Here is a 20,045-nt window from a genome sequence, read left to right on the forward strand (position 1 = left end):
GTTCAAACCGTACCACGGCGCGGGGCGGGCGCGATCATCCGCTCGGACTGGGGCTGCTGCTCGCGTCCGGGCTCGCGCTGGTGCCGGGGCTCGCACTGGCGCTGGGCTTCGCGCTGGTGCCGGGCTTCGGAGTGCTGCCGGACGATGTGCCACTGCCGGTCTTGTCGGCCTTGGACTGCGCCGCCTCGGCCCGGCTGAGCGCGTCCCGCAACTCGTCCTGGGCCTTGCCGTACGCCGTCCAGTCGCCCTTCTTGAGGGCCTCCTGGCCCGCCTCGAAGGCCTTCTGGGCGTCGTTCAGCGCCTGTTGGACCGTCGGGTTGCCGGATGCCGGCGGCGTGGTCGTCCCGTTGTCGGAGGATCCCGTGTCCGAGGACCCGGTGTCCGAACCGTTCGAGCCGAACACCTTGTTGAGCGCCTCGTCGAGGGTGTTCTCGAACTCGGTCCTGCCCTGATAGGTGACCAACACCTTGCGCAACAGTGGGTACTTGACCCCGGCGCCGCGCACGTAGACGGGCTCCGCGTACAGCAGGCCCCCGTCCAGCGGCACGGTCAGCAGATTGCCGTACTCGACCTCGGAGTCGCCGCCCTTGAGGAGTTTGATGGCGGCGGCGATCTCCTGTTCGGAGTTGAACTTGCTCTGGACCTGTTTGGGTCCGTCGACGGTCGTGCTGGTCGGCAGTTTCAGGATTCTGATCTTGCCGTAGTCCTTGGAACCGGCTTCGGAGTCGACCGACATGAACGCGCTGAGGTTGTCCCGGCCGTTGGGCGTGAACGTCGTGGACAGCGAGAACGTCTGCGCGCTCTGGTCCGGCATCTTCATGCTCAGGTAGTACGGCGGCACCGCGTCTCCCGACTTGTTGCTCGGGTCGTCGGGCACCTGCCACACCTCGCTGCCGGTCAGGAACGTCTGGGCGTCCGTCACGTGGTAGCGGGTGAGCAGTTCGCGCTGCACCTTGAACAGGTCCTGCGGGTACCGGAGATGGTTCATCAGGTCCTGCGAGATGGCGCTCTCGGGCTGCACCGTGCCCGGGAATGCCTTCATCCAGGTCTTCAGCACCGGGTCCTCGGTGTCCCACTGGTAGAGCTTGACGTCGCCGGTGTACGCGTCGACGGTCGCCTTCACCGAGTTGCGGATGTAGTTGACCTGGTTCTGCTGGGCCACTACCGCGCGGGAGTTGTTGGTCGCGGTCAGCGAGTCGGCGGTGGTGTCACCGAGGGTCGTACGGGAGGCGTAGGGATAGCCGTTCGACGTGGTGTAGGCGTCGACGATCCACTGGATACGGCCGTCCACGATCGCCGGGTACGCGTCGCCGTCGATGGTCAGCCAGGGGGCGACCGCCTCGACCCGCTCCTTGGGCGTGCGGTTGTAAAGGATCCGCGAGCCCTTGCCGATCGCGCCCGAGTACAGGATCTGCGGCTCGTTGAACGCCACGGCGTACGCGGCGCGGTTGATCGGGCTGGAGAGACTGACCCCGCTCTTTCCCTGGTAGCTGGTGAGCTTCTCACCATTGTCGTCGGAGTAGTCGATCTCCTTCTGGGGACCGCCGACGATCGAGTAGGTGTTGGTCTTCTCGCCGTAGTAGACCCGCTGCTGGTACGTCCCCAGGTCGCCCTGGGACGGCAGGTCGGACTCGGTGAAGACCGGCTGGCCCTGACTGTCGGCCTCGGTGCCCTTGGCGGCGACCACGCCGTAACCATGGGTGTAGCGGAAGTGGTCGTTGATCCAGTTGTTCTTCGGGATGCCGGCCAGGTTCAGCTCGCGCAGGCCGATGACGGTGTCCTGGACCTTGCCGTCCTTGGTGTAGCGGTCCACGTCCAGATTGGTCGGGAACGCGTAGTAGTTCCGCATCTGCTGGAGCTGCTGGAACGTCGGCGAGACGATGTTCGGGTCCATGATCCGGATACTCGCCGTGGCGTCGACGTCGTCCCGGAGCTTGGTCTCGTCCGTGGTCGTGCTCTTGCCCGTGTACTCGGTGACCTGGGTGTCGTCGATGCCGTACGCCTCGCGGGTCGCCTTGAGGTTCTTCTGGACGTACGGGGCTTCCTTGGCCTGCTCGTTGGGCTGGACCTGGAACTTCTGGACGATCGCCGGGTAGAGGCCGCCGATGAGGATCGCGGAGAGGACCATCAGGCCGAACCCGATGACGGGCAGCTGCCAGGTGCGCCGCCACAGGGTCGCGAAGAACAGCAGCGCGCAGATGACGGCGATGCAGAACAGGATCGTCTTGGCCGGCAGATACGCGTTCGCGTCGACGTACCTGAGGCCCGTCCAGTTGCCGGTGGCCTTGAAGTCGCTGGACTTGACGGCCAGTCCGTAGCGGTCGAGCCAGTAGGCGACCGCCTTGAGGGCGACGAAGAAGCCGAGCAGCACCGACAGGTGGCCGGTCGCGGCACCGGTGGCACGCGCGCCGGGGCTGGTGACGCGCAGCCCGCCGTACAGGTAGTGGGTGAGCGCGGCCGCGATCAGGGAGAGGATCGCGGTGGCGAAGCCGAAGCCCAGCAGGAACCGGTACCAGGGCAGGTCGAAGGCGTAGAAGGAGACGTCGAGGTGGAACTGCGGGTCCTTCTGGTGGAAGGGCACGCCGTTGACCCACATCAGCCAGGTGCGCCACTGGCCGGCCGCGGAGGCGCCGGCGATCAGACCGACCAGCGCGGTGACCGCGAGCAGCAGCCACTTCTTGTACGGCGCGATGCCCATCCGGTAGCGGTCCAGGCTCTGCTGTTCCATGGACATGGCGCTCAGCGGCGGCCGCAACCGGTGCGCCAGCCAGATGTTGAAGCCCACCGCGGCCGCCATCAGCAGCCCGAAGACGAAGAACAGCCCGATCTTCGTCCACAGGGTGGTGGTGAACACCGAGGAGTAGTGCACCGACCGGTACCAGAGCCAGTCCGTCCAGAAACCCGCGAACATGGTGAACGCCATGCCGAGTACGGCAAGGACGCCCAGTGTCATGAGCAGGGTCCGGACACGCCGGGACGGGCGGCCCGCTCTGATCCGCGGCCCCGTCGGGCCTCCGCCGCGGTCCGGCATCTGGAAAGCCAAGGTGCGCACCTCGAAGTTCGCTGTTTGATTTCGCTGGTGATCCGCTTTTGTCGCGTCAGGCCCCCTTGTTCGCGGGCCGGACGTGGCCCCCCGTGATCGTGGGGCCACACCTATGCAACTTACTCACGACTTACTCGGTTCCCGATTCCGGCCATGAACGAGGCAGGATTGTGACCATGTCCAACACTCCCATGGCAGCGAACCCGCTCACCCGGGCCGTCCTCGAGATCGACGAGTACGCCTCCGGCCTCGGCTGGGACCAGCCCGCTCGCCTCTTCGCCCTCGTCGACACCGCACGGCTGCGCACCCAGGAACCGGCTCTCGCCGCCCAGCTCGGTCTGGAGGACGAGTCCGTGACCACCGCTCTCACCCCGATCGAGCAGGACGAAGTGCCAACGGACAAGGCGCTGGACGAGTTCCTGGGCACCATCGCCTGGCCGGACGCGGTGGTCGGCTGCGCGCTCACGGTGGAGCGGCTGATGCTGCCGCCGTCCGCCGAGTCCCAGGTCCCGGAGGGGCTGAGCGACGCCAAGCTGGCCAAGTGGGTGGCGCAGCACCCGGACCGCCAGGAGGTCCGGATGACGGTCGGCGTGCTGCGGGACGGCAGCCGCGACTCGGCGGTGCGGCTGCGCGAGAAGGACTCGCCGACGGAGGTCCTCACCGGCCCCGAGCTGGTCCCGGGTCTGGCGGAGGCCCTGCGGGCGACGTTCGCGGACTGAGTCTCCCGCACACACGGTCGTGCGCGGTCGTGGACGGCCGGCACATGGCACCGGGGGCGCCCTCGTCAGGGAGGGCGCCCCCGGGCCTTTCTGATCGTCTGCCGGTCCTCAGCTCTTGGTGCCGCACTTCGGCAGGGCGCCGGTGTCCCCGGCGCGGATGTCCTTGAGGGCGCCGAGGGCGTCGTCGATCGTCTTGACCTTGACCAGGGTGAGACCGCTCGGGGTGTCCTTGGCGGCCTCGGCGCAGTTGTCCGCCGGGGTCAGGAAGTACTGGGCGCCCTTGTCGCGCGCGCCGATGGTCTTCAGCGAGATGCCGCCGATCGGGCCGACCGTGCCGTCGTCGGTGATCGTGCCGGTGCCCGCGACGAACTTGCCGCCGGTGAGGTTGCCCGGGGTGAGCTTGTCGTAGATGCCGAGCGCGAACATGAGGCCCGCGCTCGGTCCGCCGACGTCGGCGAGCTTGATGTCGATGGAGAACGGGAACGTGTGGTCGGTCCCGGCGGAGATCCCGACGATGGCGCGCTTCTCGCCGCTGTCGGTGGAGGCGGTCGTGGTCAGGGTGACCTTCTCGGTCTTGGTGGCCGTCTTGTTCGCCTTCACGGCGGCGGCCTGCTCCTTGGCCGGTACGACCGTGAAGACGACGGCCTCGCCGGGCTTGTGCTTGGTCACCAGCGTGGCGACGTCGGTCGGCTGCTTGACCGCCGTACCGTCGACGGCCTTGATCACGTCACCGGCGTGCAGCTTGCCCTCGGACGGCGAGCCCTTGAGGACCGTCGAGACGATGACCCAGGACTTCACCGGGACGCCCAGCTCCTTCAGGGCGGCGACCTTCGCGCTCTCCTGGGACTCGCTGAACTCCTCGGCGTTCTCCTGGGTGGACTGCTGCTCGGTCTTCCCGTCCGGGTAGAGCGTGTCGTGCGGCACGACCTTGTTGTCGTGCGAGAGCCATCCGTAGACGGCCTCCGCGAGGTTCATCTTGTAGTCGGCGCTGGTGACCCGGACGGTCGTCATGTTCAGGTGCCCGGAGGTCGCGTACGTCTTGTGACTGGAGATCTGCAGCACCGGCTCGCCGCCGTGGTCCCCGAGCGTGTTCACGGTCGGACCGGGGGACATCTCCGAGTACGGCACGGTGATGAGCACTCCGGCGCACAGGAGCGCGATCAGCATCAGGGTGGAGGCGAGCATCGTCGCGGTGCGGCGTGGCATGCAAAGACAGTACGGGACGTGTCTGTCAGCGCACCGTCAGGGCCACCCGTCAGACAAGTCTCAGCTGCCGGAGTGGGACCTCTCCATGGCCTCGCGGAACCGCGCGTATCCGTCGAGTTCGGGCCCGTCGCTCCGGGCTCTCCTGGTCCGATTGGCCCAGCTGCCCCACAGACCGGCGGCGACCGCGGCCACAAGCGGAATCAGCAACCAGACGAGCGCCCCCATGCCGACCTCCCAACCCCATGACCGACCGCGACTGACTGATCAGCAGATTAACCATCCGCACTGACAACGCTCACGCGGGGGGTACGGTTACGCAACCGGAAGCCGGACAGGCGTTCTTCAGCAGGCTCCGACCCATTCCTCCGTCCCATCCGAGAACTTCTGGTGCTTCCAGATGGGCACCTCGTGCTTGATGTCGTCGATCAGCTTCCGACAGGCTTCAAAGGCGTCCCCGCGATGCGCACACGACACGCCGACCACCACGGCGAGATCACCCACCCGCAGGTCCCCCACCCGGTGCACCGCGGCCAGCGCCCGCACCGGATACTCGGCGACGACCTTCTCCGCGATCCGCCGCATCTCGTTCTCGGCGCTGGGATGACACGAATAGCCGAGCGCGTCCACGTCGGCGCCGCCGTCATGATTCCGCACGGTCCCCACGAACAGCGCGATCCCCCCGGCCGCGTCGTCCCCCACGGCCGCGAAGACCTCGTCCACGGAGAGCGCGCTCTCCCGGATCCCGATCAGCCTGACGGGATCTTCGGCACCCAGCTCACCGGGATGATCGTTCACAGCAGCCATACCCCCCATCGTGCCGCAAGCCCGGGACCACATGGAATACGTCCAACACCAGGCACACGCGCGTGCGGCTTTGGAGACTCCTACAGCGCGAGCACTCGTCCACCCCACTCCGCCCTCCAGCCCGTCCGGCACGGGAGGACGAGGCCGTCCGGGCCGAAGCATGGGTCCGGGGGCGGCAGCCCCCGGGGCAGGGGCCGAAGGGGGCCGGCCCCTGGAGGACGGGACGAGTAAGGGCGGCGGAGGCGACACCCCTCAGATCCGCCGCCGGGCCTTCCGCGCGCGCCGTACCACCGCCGCCGCGCCCAGCAGCGCGACCGTCGCGCCTGCCGCGCCCGCGGCCGTCGCGTCCTTACGGCCGAGCCGCCGGCCGACCACCGTGTGCCGCCCGGCCGCCTCCTCCAGCAGCTCGGCGAGCACCTCCTCGTTCGTCCACCCCGGCCGCCACCCGGCGTCGTGCAGTCGGCTGCCGCTCACCACCCACGGATACATCGTGTAGGCGAGATCACCCGCGGGCGACGGCGTCAGCCCGATCCGGTGCAGCCGGGCCGCGGCGCCGAGCGCCACCGCCGACGGCAACTCCATCCGCCGGATCCCGCTGAGCTCCTCGACCTCCTCCTGCTCCAGCCACCCGTCACAGCCGACGGCGAGTTCCCCTTCGACCAACTCCAGCACGGCGTACTCCAGCGCGCTGCACAGGTCCTCGACGTGACAGAACTGCCAGGCGGGCCTGGAGCCGGCGACGACAAGCAGGCGGGGTGACTCGAAATACCTGGTCAGCGCGGTGTCGGTGCCTCCGACGAGCACCGCGGGGCGCACCACGGTGACATTGAGCCCGGGGTGCGCGCGGGGCGCCCGGCGCCCGAGCCGCTCGATCTCCAGCAGGTCCCCCACGCCGGTGGCCTCCGCCGTGGCGCGCAACTCCGCGTCCTCGGACAACGGCAGCTCGTTGTCCGGGAGCGCGCCGTAGACCATCGCGGAGGTGCACAGCACCACGCGGTGCACCCCTGCCGCGGCCGCCGCGGTCAGCACGGTCTGCGTCCCGCGCACGTTGTAGGCCGTTCGGGCGGCCGGATCGGTCTCCAGGTCCAGGTCGAGTGCGAGATGGACCACCACGTCGGCCCCCCGGAGCTTGTCCGCGATGGCCGGATCCCGCACGTCGAGGATGTGCCACTGGGCGTCCGCGCACTCCCCGCGCCGCTCGTCGATGGCGATGACCTGCTTGATCCCCTCGGACGCGGCCAGCCGCTCGGTGAGCAGCGCGCCGACCCCGGTCGCGGCGCCGGTGACGGCGACGACGGGCCCGCGCACGGCGGCAGGGGTTGACGGGTTTCGCGCTGCGCGAACCTGCGGATCTGGGGAACTCACCGGGCGTCTCCAGCGGTTGTCTTCAGTACGAGCGTGAGTGACGCGTACGTACCAGGTGGCATCCATCCTGCCGCAGGCCGACTGTCGGCGAAGCACCGAGGCCCGATCGGGTCGGGGTGTCTACGCTGGGTGGTGTTGTCGGGCAGCCGCGCCGCCGGAGAGAACCGGTGGCCTTACCAGCCGAGGATTCCCGTGAGTGACACCCCATTCGGTTTCGGCCTTCCGCCGGAGGAGCCGGAAGACGGCGACGAGGGCAAGAAGAAGGACCAGCAGAGCGGCGGTGGGCAGGGACCGGCCGGCCCGTTCGGTTTCGGCACACCCGGGGCCGGCGGCTTCGGCACGCCCGGCGCCGACAATCCGTTCGCCGCCATGTTCGGTTCGCTGAACCCCACCGACCTGGGCGCGGCCTTCCAGCAGCTGGGCCAGATGCTCTCGTACGAGGGCGGCCCGGTGAACTGGGACATGGCCAAGCAGATCGCCCGCCAGACGGTCTCCCAGGGCACCTCGGACGGCGTCAAGGACGCCAGCGTCGGCCCCGCCGAGCGCACGGCGGTCGAGGAGGCCGTGCGGCTGGCCGACCTGTGGCTGGACGACGCGACGTCCCTGCCGTCCGGTTCCGGTTCGGCCGTGGCGTGGTCGCGCGCGGAGTGGGTCGAGGCGACGCTGCCCGCCTGGCAGGAGCTGGTCGACCCGGTCGCCGAGCGGGTCGGCGCCGCGATGGGCGACGTCCTGCCGGAGGAGATGCAGGCCATGGCGGGCCCGCTGATCGGCATGATGCGCTCGATGGGCGGCGCCATGTTCGGCACGCAGATCGGGCAGGCCGTCGGCGTGCTCGCGGGCGAGGTCGTCGGCTCGACCGACATCGGCCTGCCGCTGACCCCGGCCGGCAAGGCCGCGCTGCTGCCGGTGAACATCGAGGCGTTCGGCAAGGACCTGGGCGTGCCGAAGGAGGAGGTGCGGCTGTATCTCGCCCTGCGCGAGGCCGCCCACCAGCGGCTGTTCGCGCACGTGCCGTGGCTGCGCTCGCACCTGTTCGGCGCGGTCGACGGGTACGCGCGCGGGATCAAGGTCGACACGGCCAAGCTGGAGGACGTGGTCGGCCAGTTCGACCCGCAGAACCCCGAGCAGCTCCAGGACGCGCTTCAGCAGGGCATGTTCCAGCCCGAGGACACGCCCGAGCAGAAGGCGGCCCTGGCCCGTCTGGAGACCGCGCTGGCCCTCGTCGAGGGCTGGGTCGACGCGGTGGTCCACGCGGCCGCGAAGCCGCGTCTGTCGTCCGCCGACGCGCTGCGCGAGACCCTGCGCCGCCGCCGCGCCAGCGGCGGACCGGCGGAACAGACGTTCGCCACGCTGATCGGCCTGGAGCTGCGCCCGCGCCGGCTGCGCGACGCCTCCCGGCTGTGGGCCTCGCTCACCGACGCGCGCGGTGTCGACGGCCGGGACGCGCTGTGGGCGCACCCGGACATGCTGCCGACGGCGAGCGACCTGGACGACCCGGACGGCTTCGTGCACCGCGAGCAGCTGGACTTCTCCGAGCTGGACAAGATGCTCGGCGAGGCGGCCCAGAAGCCCGACCTGCGCAAGAAGGACGACCGGGAAAACCAGGAAGACCAGGAAAAGGGCGACGACACCGAGTGAGCCTGTACGACGACGCGGTCCTCGTCCTCAAGGGGCATGAGGGCCAAGAAGAACTGCGCCAGGCCTACCTGGACCATCTCGCGGCGCACCCCGACGGCATGTGGAAGGCGTGTCACGCGGGGCACGTCACGGCGAGCGCACTGGTCGTCGACCCCGAGCACGGCCGGGCGCTGCTGACCCTGCACCGGAAGCTGCGGATGTGGCTGCAGATGGGCGGCCACTGCGAGCCGGGGGACGTCACGCTGGCCGCGGCGGCCCTACGGGAGGCGACCGAGGAGTCCGGGATTCCGGGGCTGACGCTGCTGCCGGGCGGCCCGGTGCGCCTGGACCGGCACCCGATCCCGGCGCCGTGCCACTGGCACTTCGACGTCCAGTACGCGGCCGTGGCCCCGCGGGGCGCCGCCCACGCGATCAGCGACGAGTCCCTGGAGCTGCGCTGGTTCGCCTACGACGAGGTCGCGGAGGTCGCCGACGACTCGGTCGTACGACTGCTGGAACAGACCCGCGCGCGGCTCTGAACCGAGGACCTGCGTAAGGGGCGCCTGCTGTGGCGTGCGCCCCTTACCTCGTGGGTCTTCTCGGGACTCCGCGGGCCGTCAGCTCCAGACGTTCCCCTGGTTCATCCCGCGCGCGCCCTGCTGGCCCATCCCGAACTGGGCCGCGATGCCCTGGCCGATCTGGGCGCTCTGCGGCGGGAGCAGTTCACTCGGCTGGACCAACGCGAAGCCACTTCCCATGAAGCTGAGCTCCCAGCCCTCGCCGGTGTTGCCGCGACGCCGCCACACGCCCGAGGAATGCGTCTGGGCCTGCATCTGGACGCGCAGCCCGGTGGACCAGGCGACGATCGCGTCGGCGTCGCAGTTGACGTACTTGTCGGGCGTGACCTGCATCAGCAGCGGCGCGCCGGAGGTCATCAGGGCGACCTTGCCGCGGCCGGTGATGTTGAGCTGGTACTTCCCGGAGCCGGAGATGCCGTAGAGGCTGTCCACGGCGACCACCTCGTAGTGCAGCGAGGAGTCCATGGCGAGGACGTAGCCGCTGTCCACGGTCAGTCCGTCCTGCTCGACGTCCAGGACGTGGACGTGCTGGGCGAGGTTGGCGAAGTAGACCGTGCCCTGCCCGTGGCAGCGCATCAGGTCCAGGCCCTCGCCGGTGTACGCACGCGCGCGTGCCTGCTGGTTGTTCGTGTACTCGGCGTCGAACTCGACGAGCCCCTGGTAGGCGACCATCGTGCCCTTGCGGGCGAGGATGTCGTCGTGGCCCTCCAGGACGACCCGCAGCATCTGCTTGTTCTGCAGGCTGTAACGGTCCCGGACCTGGGAGTCGTTGTGCGCGAAAAGCGGGCTCTGCATGATTCTCTGACTCCCCCTCAGCCCCGGAAACGAAGGCGGTCGGTGCTGTCCTCGCTGGGCTGGACGACGACGATGCCCTGCCCGGAGAAGGCCATCTGGTAAGCCTCGCCGCTGCCCCGGCCGATCAGGGACTGCGCCTTGAAGCTGCGCTTGCCCTTCACCTTGAGGTTCGGCGACCAGGCGACCAACGCGTCCGGGTCGACGTACGTCTCGTCCTCGCCGCCGCCGCAGTCGACGACGATCGGCTTGCCCCGCGAGGTCAGCGCGACCCAGCCCTGCCCGGAGATCTTGGTGTTCCACAGGCCCTGACCGGCGAACTTCGCCAGCCCCTTGACCCGCTCCACACCCCAGGTGAGGTGCGCGTCGAAGGCGAGCAGGTTGGTGGCGTTGACGGAGATGCCGTCGCCGTTGAGGTTGATGACGACGACATCGGCGCCGTAGTCCGCGAGGTAGAGCAGTCCGTCGCCGGAGCACTTCATCAGGGGCGCGCCCTCGCCGGTCATCCAGTCACGGGCGATCTGGCGCACGGCCGGCGGGTTGGGCTCGTACTGGACGAAGCCCTCGTAGGCGACCATCGACCCCACGCGCGCGAGGAGGTCGTTCCCGGTCTGCATGGCGACCTTCAGCATGTTGTTGCCGTGGTTCTCCATGCGGGCGGTGACGGGTGCGGGGGCGTAGCCCGCGAGCGGCTGGTTCATGACGGGCTCCCTCAGACCTCGTACGGCTGGACCACGATGAAGTTGCCGGGGGCGCCCCGGAACTGCAGGTTGACGCTCTCGCCGGTGTCGCCCGGGTAGGCGTTGCGACGCATCCGGACCTGGCTGGAGACGATCACCTGGGAGGCCGCCGACCAGGCGACCACGGCGTTGCAGTCGGCGAACGTCGTCGGCGTCACGGGCAGCACGACGGGCGTGCCGTGCGTCTTCACGACGATCGTGCCGGTGCCCTGGAACTGCATCGTGAACAGCGCGCCGCCGGGGATGCCGTGGCCCTCGATCCGGCGGACCTCGTACTGGAGGCTCTCGTCGAAGGCGAGGACGCTCTCGGCGGAGACACAGATCGCGTCGCCCTGGAGCTCCACGGGGTGCAGATGCGCGGAGTTCTCGGCGAGGAACACCTGGCCTTGGCCGGTGCAGCGCATCAACTGCATCTCCTGGCCGGTGGCGTTGCCCACGATCCGGCCGGCGAATCCGGCGCCCTTGTAACCGAAGTCGACCTTGCCCTGGTAGAGCACCATGCTGCCCTGCCGGGCCAGCACCGGCTGGCCTCCCATGCCCAGGTCGACCCGGACGAGCTTCTTGTTCTGCTGCGTCCAGCGCTGCCCGGTGGGCGTCTCCTTGAACTGCTGGAGCGCCGCGCCGACTCCGGCCCCTTTCGCGGGAGCGCCCTGCGGGACTCCGTAGGCCTGCTGGCCGGGAACCTGTCCGAACGACGGCTGCTGGCCGTAGCCCGGGGGCGGGGTCGGGGCCTGGGGTGCCTGGGGGTAGCCGGGCGGCGAGGGCGAGGACTGCGGAGCCGCCGGGGGCTGGCCGTAGCCGGGCGGCATGGGCGCGCTCGGGGCGGGCGGCTGACCGTAGGGCGCGGGGGCCGGGGACGGGGGCGGCACGGTACCGGGAGCGGGCGGGGCCAGCGGGGCGATGACGGTGGGGGCGCCGTGCACGTTCGGCGCCGGCACGGGGCCGGGTGCCGGGGGCGGCGTGAAGCCCTGGCGGGCGGGGGCCGGGGCTGGCGCGGGGGCCGCCGGGGCGGGCGTCGGCGCGGGGCTCGAAGCGGGCGCGGACGGGGCGGCGAACGCGGGCGGCGCGAATCCGGGCGCGGGCCCGGCCTGCGACGGCTGCGGCGCGGGCGCGACGGGCGCCTCCTCCTCCATCACCTCGCCGCCGAAGTTCTTCAGCAGCGCGTCCAGACCGCCGTCGAAGCCCTGGCCGACGGCGGCGAAGCGCCACACGTCCTTCAGATAGAAGTCGCCCAGCATCACGGCGCGTTCGGTGGAGAACTCCGAACCGTTGAAGGAGTACCGGGCCACCTCCTCGCCGCCCGCGACGATCCGGATGTATCCGGGCGCGACCTGGGACATCTGCCCGGCGCCGTCAAGGGTCGCCGTGAACGCCAGCTTCTGGATCCGCGGCGGGATCCGGTCCAGCGTGACCCGGAAGGACTCCGTGTCGCCCGCCTGCGCACCCAGCAGTTGGATGGACTCCTCGGGTGACTTCGGCTGGTTGAAGAAGACGAAGTACCGGTCGTCCGACAGCCGCTCGTCGGCGTCCAGACCGAAGCAGCTGATGTCGAAGGTCAGTCCGGGCCCGGCGATCTGCACGCCTACGTACAGATCCGTGCCCGCCGTCAGGTCACTGATCCTGGCCTTGTGGCCGCGTTGGAATTCCCTGGCCATGCGCTACGACCGTCCCCCATCCCGAATGTGAGTGCGTCGCGCCAGGCTAACGGCTAACTCGGACATCGGAGGAAGTCGGTACAGACCCGGTACACAACCGGGCTCAGCGGCCCCGAAGGGCGCGTTTGCCGGGAGCGTCACTCATCGCGCGCGCCGGGCGCATGGGGCAGCCGGTCGGCGGCGACCACCCCTTCGAGGTAGCCCCGGGCCCGCTCGGTCCGCGGATACGCCTCCAGGAGCCGCCAGAAGTCGGGGCCGTGCCCGGGCACCAGCAGATGGGCCAGTTCATGGCAGAGGACATAGTCGACGACGTACTCGGGCATGCCCTGGAGCCGGTGCGACAGACGGATGCTGCCCTCGGCGGGGGTGCAGGAACCCCAGCGGGTGTTCTGGTTGGTGACCCAGCGCACCGAGGCGGCCCGGGCCCGGCCGTCGAAGTACTGGACCGACAGCCGCTCGGCGCGCTCGGCCAGTTCGGCGTCGCCCAGCACTCGCTTGCTCTCCTGGGCGGCGAGCTTGTTGAGCATGACGGTCACCCAGCGTTTCTCCTCCGCCTCGGACATCCGGGCGGGGATCAGCACGACGGTGCGATCGCCCTCGCGGTACGCGGAGACCGTCCGGCGGCGCCGGGCGCTTCTGCGCACCTCGATCGCGCTCACCCCCAGGCCGCTGGGCGGCTGGCTCGTCAAGCTGCGCTGTGGCTTTCCGGCGCGGTGCAGTGGGTCGGCGGGCACGCCCCGACGTTACCCGCTGCACACGGGGGAAGTCCCGGGTCCGGGACGGTTCGATGCCGATCCCCCACCATGCGTTTGATTTGTACGACGAATACCCACCGCCTGTGGACAACTTTCGACGTCGGCCGGGCGGGCCGGGCATGCTGGCAGTCGTCGGCGGAGCGCGACCGGCTCGACCGGCAGACGGGGATCTTCCTTGACCTTTCGAAAGCTACGGGGGACTGTCATGCATCCGTTGGTGAAGCCCGCGCTACGGCGCGGCTGGCGTGATCTCAACACCGTGCAGTTCGGGATGACGCCGGTGCACGCGATGACACTCGGGCCGATGGACACGGCGACCGGCAGCTTTCTGGACCTGCTCAACGGCACCCGGGGGCTCGCGCTGCTGCGTACGGAGGGGCGGCGCATGGACCTGCCGGACGGACATGTCGACGCGCTGGTCGAGCGGCTGTCCCGGGCCGGGCTCGTCGACGACGCGCGCGGCGGCGGGCCGGCCGCGGACGCGCTGCGCACGAAGCAGGAGGTCCTGGACCGGCTCGGTCCCGATCTCGCGTCGCTGTCCCTGATCACTCCGGAGCCGGGCGGCGCGATCGGCCGGCTGGCGGCCCGACGTGCCCTGCGGGTGCAGGTCCGGGGCGCGGGCCGGGTCGGTGTGACGCTGGCCGCGCTGCTGTCGGGCGCGGGTGTCGGCGAGGTCGACGTGCGGGACGTGGGTCGCGTCCAGCCGTGGGACGTGGCGCCGGGCGGGCTGCCCGCGGAGGCGGTCGGCGAGCGCCGGGACGAGGCCGCCCGCCGAGTCGTCCGCCGGGCCGCCCCGGACCGCCCGCCGCGCCGCCCGGACCTGCCCGCGGATGAACCCGGCCTCTCCCTGGTGATCATCGCCCCGCGTGACGACGTCCTGGTGCACGCCCCGGACGCGGGCGCCGCCGAGCCGCTCATGGCCTCCGGGACACCTCACCTCTACACGGGCGTCGTGGAGGGCACGGGCGTCGTCGGTCCGCTCGTCCTGCCCGGCGGGACCGGCTGTGCCCGCTGTCTGCACGAGCACCGCTCGGACCGGGATCCGGCCTGGCCGCGCTTGATCGCCCAGTGGCGGTCCGGCCAGGCCCGCCGGGTGGGGGCCTGCGATCTGACGCTGGCGACGGCCGTGGCCGGGCTGGCCGCCGCGCATGCCCTGGCCTTCCTCGACGGGGAGTCGCCGTCCGGCACGGGAGTGCGCTGGGAGGCGTCCGTGCCGGCTCTGCACTGGCATGCGCGGCCGGTCCGGCCGCACCCCGCATGCCCGTGCGGAGCTGCGGAGAAAGCCAAGGGGGGACACTCCTCAACCTACGGGGCCGCGCACGAGACAATGGTGGTGCAACGGCCGTCGGCGGACCGACGAGAGCGCACGGATGCCGCGCGGCCGAATGGGACTTGGAGGGCGCATGTCTGATCTTCCCCGGAAGGCGGTCACCCGGACCGCCAAGCTCGCCGCGCTCCCGCTCGGCTTCGCCGGCCGGGCGACCTGGGGTCTGGGCAAGCGCATCGTGGGTGAGTCCGCGGAGATCGTCAGCCGCGAGCTGCAACAGCGCACGGCGGAACAACTCTTCAAGGTTCTGGGAGAGTTGAAAGGGGGGGCCATGAAATTCGGACAGGCCATGTCCGTCTTCGAGTCCGCCCTCCCCGAGGAGATCGCCGGCCCCTATCGGGCGGCCCTCACCAGACTCCAGGACGCCGCACCGCCGATGCCGACCCGCACCATGCACGCGGTGCTCGCCGAGCGGCTCGGCGAGGACTGGCGGGAGCTGTTCCTGGAGTTCGAGGAGAAACCCGCGGCGGCGGCCTCGATCGGTCAGGTGCACCGGGCGGTGTGGCACGACGGCCGTGCGGTCGCGGTCAAGGTGCAGTATCCGGGAGCCGGTGAGGCCCTGCTGTCCGATCTCGGGCAACTGAGCCGTTTCGCCCGTCTGTTGGGTCCGCTGATCCCGGGTATGGACATCAAGCCCCTGATCGCGGAGTTGCGCGACCGGGTCTCCGAGGAGCTGGACTACGCCCTGGAGGCACAGGCCCAAGAGGCGCACGCGGAGGAGTTCGCGGACGACCCCGACGTGGTGGTCCCCGCGGTGGTGCACCAGTGCGAGCAGGTCCTGGTCACCGAGTGGATCGACGGAATACCGCTCTCCGAGATCATCTCGGAGGGTACCCAGGAGCAACGTGACCGGGCCGGTCAGCTCCTGGCCCGGTTCCTGTTCTCGGGCCCGGCCCGCACCGGCCTGCTGCATGCCGATCCGCACCCGGGCAACTTCCGTCTGCTGCCCGGTGGGCCGGAGGACGAGGAGGAGTGGCTCCTGGGCGTGCTGGACTTCGGCACGGTCGACCGCCTGGCGGGCGGCCTGCCCACCCCGATCGGCGACTCCCTGCGGATGACACTGGACGGAGACGCGGAGGCGGTCTACGAGCTGCTGCGTGCCGAGGGGTTCGTCAAGGACTCCATAGAGCTGGACCCCGACGCCGTCCTGGACTATCTGCTGCCGATCATCGAGCCGGCGGAGGTCGACGAGTTCACCTTCACCCGCAACTGGATGCGCAGCCAGGCGGCCCGTATCGCCGACCCCCGCAACCCCGCCCACCAGCTGGGCAAACAGCTCAACCTGCCACCGGCCTACCTGCTGATACACCGGGTGACCCTGAGCACCATCGGCGTGCTCTGCCAGCTGGGCGCGACGGTGCGGCTGCGGGAGGAACTGGAGGCGTGGCTGCCCGGGTTCGTACTCGAAGAGGCCGAAGAAACCGTGGAAGCCGTGGAAGCCGAGGGAGCCGAGGGAGCCGAGGAGGCGGAGGCGGTCGTGGAGGCGCCGTAGGGCCGCAGCGGGGGTGATGATCACCACCAGGACGAGTCGAGCCGGCCCTCGATCGCTCTGAGGTTCTCCCTGGAGCAGGTGTCGCAGAAGAACCGGCGGACGCCGTGCTCCACGGAGCAGGTCCAGGTGGTGGGCCGGGGGCCGTCGGCCGGGGTGCCGCAGCGGGCGCACACAGGAGGGCGGGGCTCCGGGGCGGCCCCACCGTGATCACTGCCTCCGGGAAGACTCGTCACCCGGCGACGATAACGCCGCGGTGCGCGGATCCGCGGGCACAACGCACCGCGGGGGCCGGTCCGTTCGGCCGGACCGGCCCCCGCGTGAGGCTTTCGCCTCCCTCAGCCGGGAGGCCACCGCTTCAGGTGTTCGGGATCACTGCATGACGGCCATGGCGAGCGCACGGCGGGCGCGCATCGAGGCGCGCTCGGCCCGGCGCTGCATCCGGCGAGCGGCCGCCAGGCGCGCGGCCTGCCGTCCCCGCTCGGCCTCTTGCAGTCGCTCGTGCATATGCGCACGAGCCAGGGCTTCTGGGATGAGTTGCATTTCGCGGGTCCTGTTCTGACGCGAGCCGGTGGTCGTACCGGCGGTGGTGAAGTCTCGGATCGCGGAGCCGGTGGGCTCGCTGGTGGACGGCTTCATCGGGGCCTGCTTCTTGGGGTCGTGCGTGAGGGGGCGGTCGATCGTTCCTTGGATGTTCATGCCGTGACCGGGTTCTTGCGCGGGCGGCCACGCGGCCGCTTCCGGGCGACGACGACACCCTGGACGAACAGCTCGCCACCCCAGACACCCCAGGGCTCACGCCGCTCCTTGGCACCGGCGAGGCAGGCCTCGATCAGCGGGCAGGTGCGGCAGAGGGACTTGGCGTACTCGACGTCCGCCGGCGACTCGGCGAAGAAGACCTCCGGGTCGTAGGAACGGCAGGGGACGGGCACGCCGAGGTTCTCGATGGCGTCGTCGAGCGCGGTGAGCGCGGTGAGCGGGAGCAAGGTGGAGTCCTCCGTGAGGCCGGGCGGGGGGATCGTTTCGGAAGGCGGTACGGACGGGGCGTGCGCTTCGAGTTGCACGGCTGTTCTTCCTCGTCTGGTCGTGCCGGTCGGGTTGGACCGGTTGGCGGCTGGTACCGGGTTCTGCTCTTGCCCCGAGGCCCCTTCGCCCGTCCGTCCCTGTGGTGGGGACAAACAGAAGGGCCGCGGATCCCGGATGGGGTTCCGCGGCCCTGAAGGCGCCGGCCTGATCGATCAGGCTGGATCACTCCAGGGTTCTGGCCCACGGAAGGCCCACATCAGGTGGTGCTGCGTCGTCTGCTTCCGGCTTCCGGCACCGGCTGCCGTAAAGGCATAGGCCTTTGCCTGTGCCGCTACTGCTTCCAGTGCCTCAGTCGGTCGCTCATTGCGCTCACGGACGGGGAGGCCCGCGAGAGAAACGGAGGACGCCGGACGCACGGCAGGAATGCCGGACACACCGGTGCCCAGGTTCGAGACGCCGAGCATGCACAGGGAGACGGCCGAGAGATCGGTCATTTTGGCCGCGCTGATGTTGGTCTTGATGCTGATCACTGGACTCGCCTCCTCTCGGCGTCTAGGGGACTGGGATGAGCCAGTCCACTCGGATATGCAAGTACAACACGGAACCGGGCCTTCGAGAAGGCCGCCGCTTCCGTGCCTAGAACCTATGGGGATTGCTGGGGCATGCGCAAACTATTTTTTCGACGAGTTGGCATCAGTCCCCCTCGGCCCCTCCCCCGGGCTGCTGGCCTGCGCAGATGGCCAGGACATCGGCTCCGTAACGGTTGAGCTTACGCATGCCCACGCCGGGGATGCGGGCCAACTCGCGGTCGTCGTCGGGCGCGCTCTCCGCGATGGCCATCAGCGTCCTGTCGGTGAAGACGCAGAAGGCGGGCTGGCCGCTGAGCCGTGCCTGGTCCGCGCGCCACTCCCGCAGCCGCTCGTAGAGCCCCTCGTCCATGTCGGAGGGGCAGTTGTCGCAGCGCATCAGTTTCATCTCGCCGGCGTCGGTGAGAGTGCGCCCGCAGACCCGGCAGCGGGCGGGGGTGCGCTGGGTGCGCCGGGGCGCGGCCACGGGGCCGCCGGTGAAGCCGCGTTCGACGCCTCCGGAGCCGGTGCCGGAGCCACGGCCGACGGTGCCGGTGGAGCCGGGGCGCAGGCCGTCCAGGAAGTGGCTGGGCCTGCGGTTCGGGCGGCCACCGGGGGTGCGGGAGAGGGACCAGGAGACATGGAGCCGCTCTCTGGCGCGGGTCACACCGACATAGAGGAGACGGCGTTCCTCCTCGATCTGCTCGTCGGTCTTCGCATAGGTGATCGGCATCATGCCCTCGGCGACACCGACCAGGAAGACGACGTCCCACTCCAGGCCCTTCGCCGAGTGCAGGGAGGCGAGGGTGACGCCCTGGACGGTCGGGGCGTGCTGGGCACTCGCACGCTCGTCGAGTTCCGCGACGAAGTCGGCGAGGGTGGCGGTGGACCGGCCGGCGGTGACGTCGTGCGCCAGGTTGACCAGAGCGGCCAGTGACTCCCAGCGCTCCCGGACCGCGCCGGAGCCGGCCGGGGGCTCGGTTGTCCAGCCCTCTCCGGAGAGGACCGCGCGCACCTGGGAGGGCAGGTCCACGGTGTCGTCGAGCAGCGCGTCATTGCCACCGAAGCGGGCCGCGGCGCGCAGGGCGACACCCGCCTTGCGCACCTCGGGCCGGTCGAAGAACCGCTCGGCACCGCGCAGCTGGTAGGGCACCCCGGCGTCGGCGAGGGCCTGCTCATAGGTCTCGGACTGGGAGTTGGTGCGGAACAGAATGGCGATCTCGGCGGCCGGGACCCCGGCGTCGACCAGTTCGCGGATACGGCGGGCGGCGCCCTCGGCCTCGGCGGGCTCGTCGGCGTACTCGGTGTAGACGGGCTCGGGTCCCGCGGGGCGCTGGGAGATCAGTTCCAGACGGTGGTCGGCGGCGCGGCCGTGGGCCTGGGCCAGCAGGCCGTTGGCGAGGTGGACGACCTGGGGTGTGGAGCGGTAGTCGCGGACCAGCTTGACGACGGTGGCCCCGGGGTGGCGGGTGCGGAAGTCGAGCAGATGGTCGGGGGTTGCTCCTGTGAACGAGTAGATGGTCTGGCTGGCGTCGCCCACCACGCACAGGCTGTCGCGGTCGCCGAGCCACAGCTCCAGCAGGCGTTGCTGGAGGGGGCTGACGTCCTGGTACTCGTCGACGACGAAGTGCTGGTACTGGGCGCGGACCTGCTCGGCGATGTCGTGCCGGTCCTGCAGGACCGCGACGGTGAGCAGCAGGACGTCCTCGAAGTCGATGACCGCGCGGTCCCGCTTGAGGTCCTCGTAGACGGAGTAGATCTGGGCGATCTCGGCAGGGTCGCGGGGGGCCTCGCGGCCGGCCTTCACGGCGGCGGGCGCATAGTCGGCGGGGACGGTCTGGGTGACCTTGGACCACTCGATCTCGGCGGTGACGTCCCGCAGCTCGCCCCGGTCGAGGCGGATACGGCAGGCGGCGGCGGCGTCGGCGACCAGCTGGACCTTGCGGTCGACGAGCCGGGGCAGCGAGCCGCCGATCGCTTTCGGCCAGAAGAACTGGAGCTGGCGCAGCGCGGCCGAGTGGAAGGTGCGGGCCTGCACCCCCTGGGCGCCGAGCTGGCGCAGCCGGCCGCGCATCTCCCCGGCGGCACGGTTGGTGAAGGTGACGGCGAGCACGCTGGACGGCTGGAGAATGCCGGCCCGCACCCCGTAGGCGATCCGGTGGGTGATCGCCCGGGTCTTGCCGGTACCGGCTCCGGCCAGCACGCACACCGGACCGTGCAGGGCGGTCGCCACCTCGCGCTGCTCGGGGTCGAGCCCTTCGAGGACCGCGTCGGCACAGTCCGGTACCTGCGGGAAGAGGGAGGAGTGCGTTGCTGCTGTCACACGGCCATGCTGCCAGGTCGCCCGAGACTGCTGTGCCGGT

At 70.4% G+C, this 20,045-nt stretch carries 19 protein-coding genes; 5 read left to right on the plus strand and 14 right to left on the minus strand.

Annotated elements, in window-relative coordinates; translation table 11 throughout:
- Positions 1-34: 34 nt before the first annotated feature.
- Entirely contained in the window at positions 35-3,031 is a 2,997-nt protein-coding gene (locus AB0N16_RS29295) for a UPF0182 family protein (protein WP_365802002.1), read from the minus strand.
- Between the two features lie 188 nt (positions 3,032-3,219).
- On the opposite strand from AB0N16_RS29295, the gene AB0N16_RS29300 reads away from it, so the two are divergent.
- A complete protein-coding gene (locus AB0N16_RS29300) occupies positions 3,220-3,762 on the plus strand; it encodes a PPA1309 family protein (protein WP_365801786.1) in 543 nt (180 codons plus the stop codon).
- Between the two features lie 108 nt (positions 3,763-3,870).
- Here the strand turns inward: AB0N16_RS29300 and AB0N16_RS29305 are convergent, their stop codons facing one another.
- From AB0N16_RS29305 to AB0N16_RS29320, 4 genes are all read right to left on the minus strand, one after another.
- Positions 3,871-4,968, minus strand: coding sequence for a PDZ domain-containing protein (locus AB0N16_RS29305; RefSeq protein ID WP_365801788.1), 1,098 nt, complete (start codon positions 4,966-4,968; stop codon positions 3,871-3,873).
- Between the two features lie 60 nt (positions 4,969-5,028).
- The gene (locus AB0N16_RS29310; RefSeq protein ID WP_351745444.1) at positions 5,029-5,193 is read right to left on the minus strand and encodes a hypothetical protein; all 165 of its coding nucleotides are present in this window, start codon (positions 5,191-5,193) and stop codon (positions 5,029-5,031) included.
- A 117-nt stretch (positions 5,194-5,310) separates the two neighbouring features.
- The gene (locus AB0N16_RS29315; protein ID WP_365801790.1) at positions 5,311-5,772 is read right to left on the minus strand and encodes a molybdenum cofactor biosynthesis protein MoaE; all 462 of its coding nucleotides are present in this window, start codon (positions 5,770-5,772) and stop codon (positions 5,311-5,313) included.
- A gap of 252 nt (positions 5,773-6,024) precedes the next feature.
- The gene (locus tag AB0N16_RS29320; RefSeq protein WP_365801792.1) at positions 6,025-7,137 is read right to left on the minus strand and encodes an SDR family oxidoreductase; all 1,113 of its coding nucleotides are present in this window, start codon (positions 7,135-7,137) and stop codon (positions 6,025-6,027) included.
- Positions 7,138-7,329: 192 nt separating this feature from the next.
- Between AB0N16_RS29320 and AB0N16_RS29325 the strand changes: the two genes are divergently transcribed.
- On the plus strand, positions 7,330-8,775 hold the full coding sequence (locus AB0N16_RS29325; RefSeq protein ID WP_365801794.1) for a zinc-dependent metalloprotease: 1,446 nt from the start codon (positions 7,330-7,332) through the stop codon (positions 8,773-8,775).
- Positions 8,772-9,293: an NUDIX hydrolase gene (locus tag AB0N16_RS29330; RefSeq protein ID WP_365801796.1), complete on the plus strand. Its 522-nt coding sequence runs from the start codon at positions 8,772-8,774 to the stop codon at positions 9,291-9,293. The genes AB0N16_RS29325 and AB0N16_RS29330 overlap by 4 nt, the downstream gene beginning before the upstream one ends.
- A gap of 78 nt (positions 9,294-9,371) precedes the next feature.
- Here AB0N16_RS29330 and AB0N16_RS29335 read toward each other — a convergent pair whose 3' ends face one another.
- The 4 genes from AB0N16_RS29335 to AB0N16_RS29350 all read right to left on the minus strand — a co-directional run bounded on the left by AB0N16_RS29335 (position 9,372) and on the right by AB0N16_RS29350 (position 13,253).
- Positions 9,372-10,127, minus strand: a complete 756-nt coding sequence (locus tag AB0N16_RS29335) for an AIM24 family protein (RefSeq protein ID WP_365801798.1) — start codon at positions 10,125-10,127, stop codon at positions 9,372-9,374.
- Positions 10,128-10,144: 17 nt separating this feature from the next.
- Positions 10,145-10,825 (minus strand): AIM24 family protein, encoded by a 681-nt coding sequence (locus AB0N16_RS29340; RefSeq protein WP_351704845.1) that lies wholly within the window; start codon positions 10,823-10,825, stop codon positions 10,145-10,147.
- Positions 10,826-10,836: 11 nt separating this feature from the next.
- Positions 10,837-12,519, minus strand: coding sequence for a TerD family protein (locus tag AB0N16_RS29345; protein ID WP_365801801.1), 1,683 nt, complete (start codon positions 12,517-12,519; stop codon positions 10,837-10,839).
- A gap of 137 nt (positions 12,520-12,656) precedes the next feature.
- Complete coding sequence (locus tag AB0N16_RS29350; RefSeq protein WP_365801803.1) at positions 12,657-13,253, minus strand: M48 family metallopeptidase; 597 nt, start codon at positions 13,251-13,253, stop codon at positions 12,657-12,659.
- Between the two features lie 226 nt (positions 13,254-13,479).
- On the opposite strand from AB0N16_RS29350, the gene AB0N16_RS29355 reads away from it, so the two are divergent.
- Complete coding sequence (locus AB0N16_RS29355) at positions 13,480-14,685, plus strand: TOMM precursor leader peptide-binding protein (RefSeq protein WP_365801805.1); 1,206 nt, start codon at positions 13,480-13,482, stop codon at positions 14,683-14,685.
- Positions 14,678-16,093: an AarF/ABC1/UbiB kinase family protein gene (locus AB0N16_RS29360; RefSeq protein WP_365801806.1), complete on the plus strand. Its 1,416-nt coding sequence runs from the start codon at positions 14,678-14,680 to the stop codon at positions 16,091-16,093. The genes AB0N16_RS29355 and AB0N16_RS29360 overlap by 8 nt, the downstream gene beginning before the upstream one ends.
- Before the next feature lie 20 nt (positions 16,094-16,113).
- On the opposite strand, the gene AB0N16_RS29365 is transcribed toward AB0N16_RS29360, so the two are convergent.
- The 5 genes from AB0N16_RS29365 to AB0N16_RS29385 form a co-directional block, all read right to left on the minus strand.
- Positions 16,114-16,326 carry a hypothetical protein gene (locus AB0N16_RS29365; RefSeq protein WP_365801808.1) on the minus strand — a complete coding sequence of 71 codons (213 nt, stop codon included), beginning with the start codon at positions 16,324-16,326 and terminating at the stop codon, positions 16,114-16,116.
- 136 nt (positions 16,327-16,462) lie between these two features.
- Positions 16,463-16,789, minus strand: coding sequence for a hypothetical protein (locus AB0N16_RS29370; RefSeq protein WP_365801810.1), 327 nt, complete (start codon positions 16,787-16,789; stop codon positions 16,463-16,465).
- Positions 16,786-17,154 (minus strand): WhiB family transcriptional regulator, encoded by a 369-nt coding sequence (locus AB0N16_RS29375; RefSeq protein WP_365801812.1) that lies wholly within the window; start codon positions 17,152-17,154, stop codon positions 16,786-16,788. The genes AB0N16_RS29370 and AB0N16_RS29375 overlap by 4 nt, the downstream gene beginning before the upstream one ends.
- A 174-nt stretch (positions 17,155-17,328) precedes the next feature.
- Complete coding sequence (locus tag AB0N16_RS29380) at positions 17,329-17,646, minus strand: hypothetical protein (protein WP_365801815.1); 318 nt, start codon at positions 17,644-17,646, stop codon at positions 17,329-17,331.
- A 163-nt stretch (positions 17,647-17,809) separates the two neighbouring features.
- Positions 17,810-20,005 (minus strand): ATP-dependent DNA helicase UvrD2, encoded by a 2,196-nt coding sequence (locus tag AB0N16_RS29385; RefSeq protein WP_365801817.1) that lies wholly within the window; start codon positions 20,003-20,005, stop codon positions 17,810-17,812.
- Positions 20,006-20,045 lie beyond the last annotated feature (40 nt).

It is taken from the genome of Streptomyces sp. NPDC051105, from assembly GCF_040682795.1.
Lineage (GTDB): Bacteria > Actinomycetota > Actinomycetes > Streptomycetales > Streptomycetaceae > Streptomyces.

What these genes read in the sequence shown, in the direction of transcription:
- AB0N16_RS29295 (WP_365802002.1), bottom strand. Translation starts at nt 3,031, where the DNA reads ATGCCGGACCGCGGCGGAGGCCCGACGGGGCCGCGGATCAGAGCGGGC.
- AB0N16_RS29300 (WP_365801786.1), top strand. Translation starts at nt 3,220, where the DNA reads ATGTCCAACACTCCCATGGCAGCGAACCCGCTCACCCGGGCCGTCCTC.
- AB0N16_RS29305 (WP_365801788.1), bottom strand. Translation starts at nt 4,968, where the DNA reads ATGCCACGCCGCACCGCGACGATGCTCGCCTCCACCCTGATGCTGATC.
- AB0N16_RS29310 (WP_351745444.1), bottom strand. Translation starts at nt 5,193, where the DNA reads ATGGGGGCGCTCGTCTGGTTGCTGATTCCGCTTGTGGCCGCGGTCGCC.
- AB0N16_RS29315 (WP_365801790.1), bottom strand. Translation starts at nt 5,772, where the DNA reads ATGGCTGCTGTGAACGATCATCCCGGTGAGCTGGGTGCCGAAGATCCC.
- AB0N16_RS29335 (WP_365801798.1), bottom strand. Translation starts at nt 10,127, where the DNA reads ATGCAGAGCCCGCTTTTCGCGCACAACGACTCCCAGGTCCGGGACCGT.
- AB0N16_RS29340 (WP_351704845.1), bottom strand. Translation starts at nt 10,825, where the DNA reads ATGAACCAGCCGCTCGCGGGCTACGCCCCCGCACCCGTCACCGCCCGC.
- AB0N16_RS29345 (WP_365801801.1), bottom strand. Translation starts at nt 12,519, where the DNA reads ATGGCCAGGGAATTCCAACGCGGCCACAAGGCCAGGATCAGTGACCTG.
- AB0N16_RS29355 (WP_365801805.1), top strand. Translation starts at nt 13,480, where the DNA reads ATGCATCCGTTGGTGAAGCCCGCGCTACGGCGCGGCTGGCGTGATCTC.
- AB0N16_RS29360 (WP_365801806.1), top strand. Translation starts at nt 14,678, where the DNA reads ATGTCTGATCTTCCCCGGAAGGCGGTCACCCGGACCGCCAAGCTCGCC.
- AB0N16_RS29370 (WP_365801810.1), bottom strand. Translation starts at nt 16,789, where the DNA reads ATGAACATCCAAGGAACGATCGACCGCCCCCTCACGCACGACCCCAAG.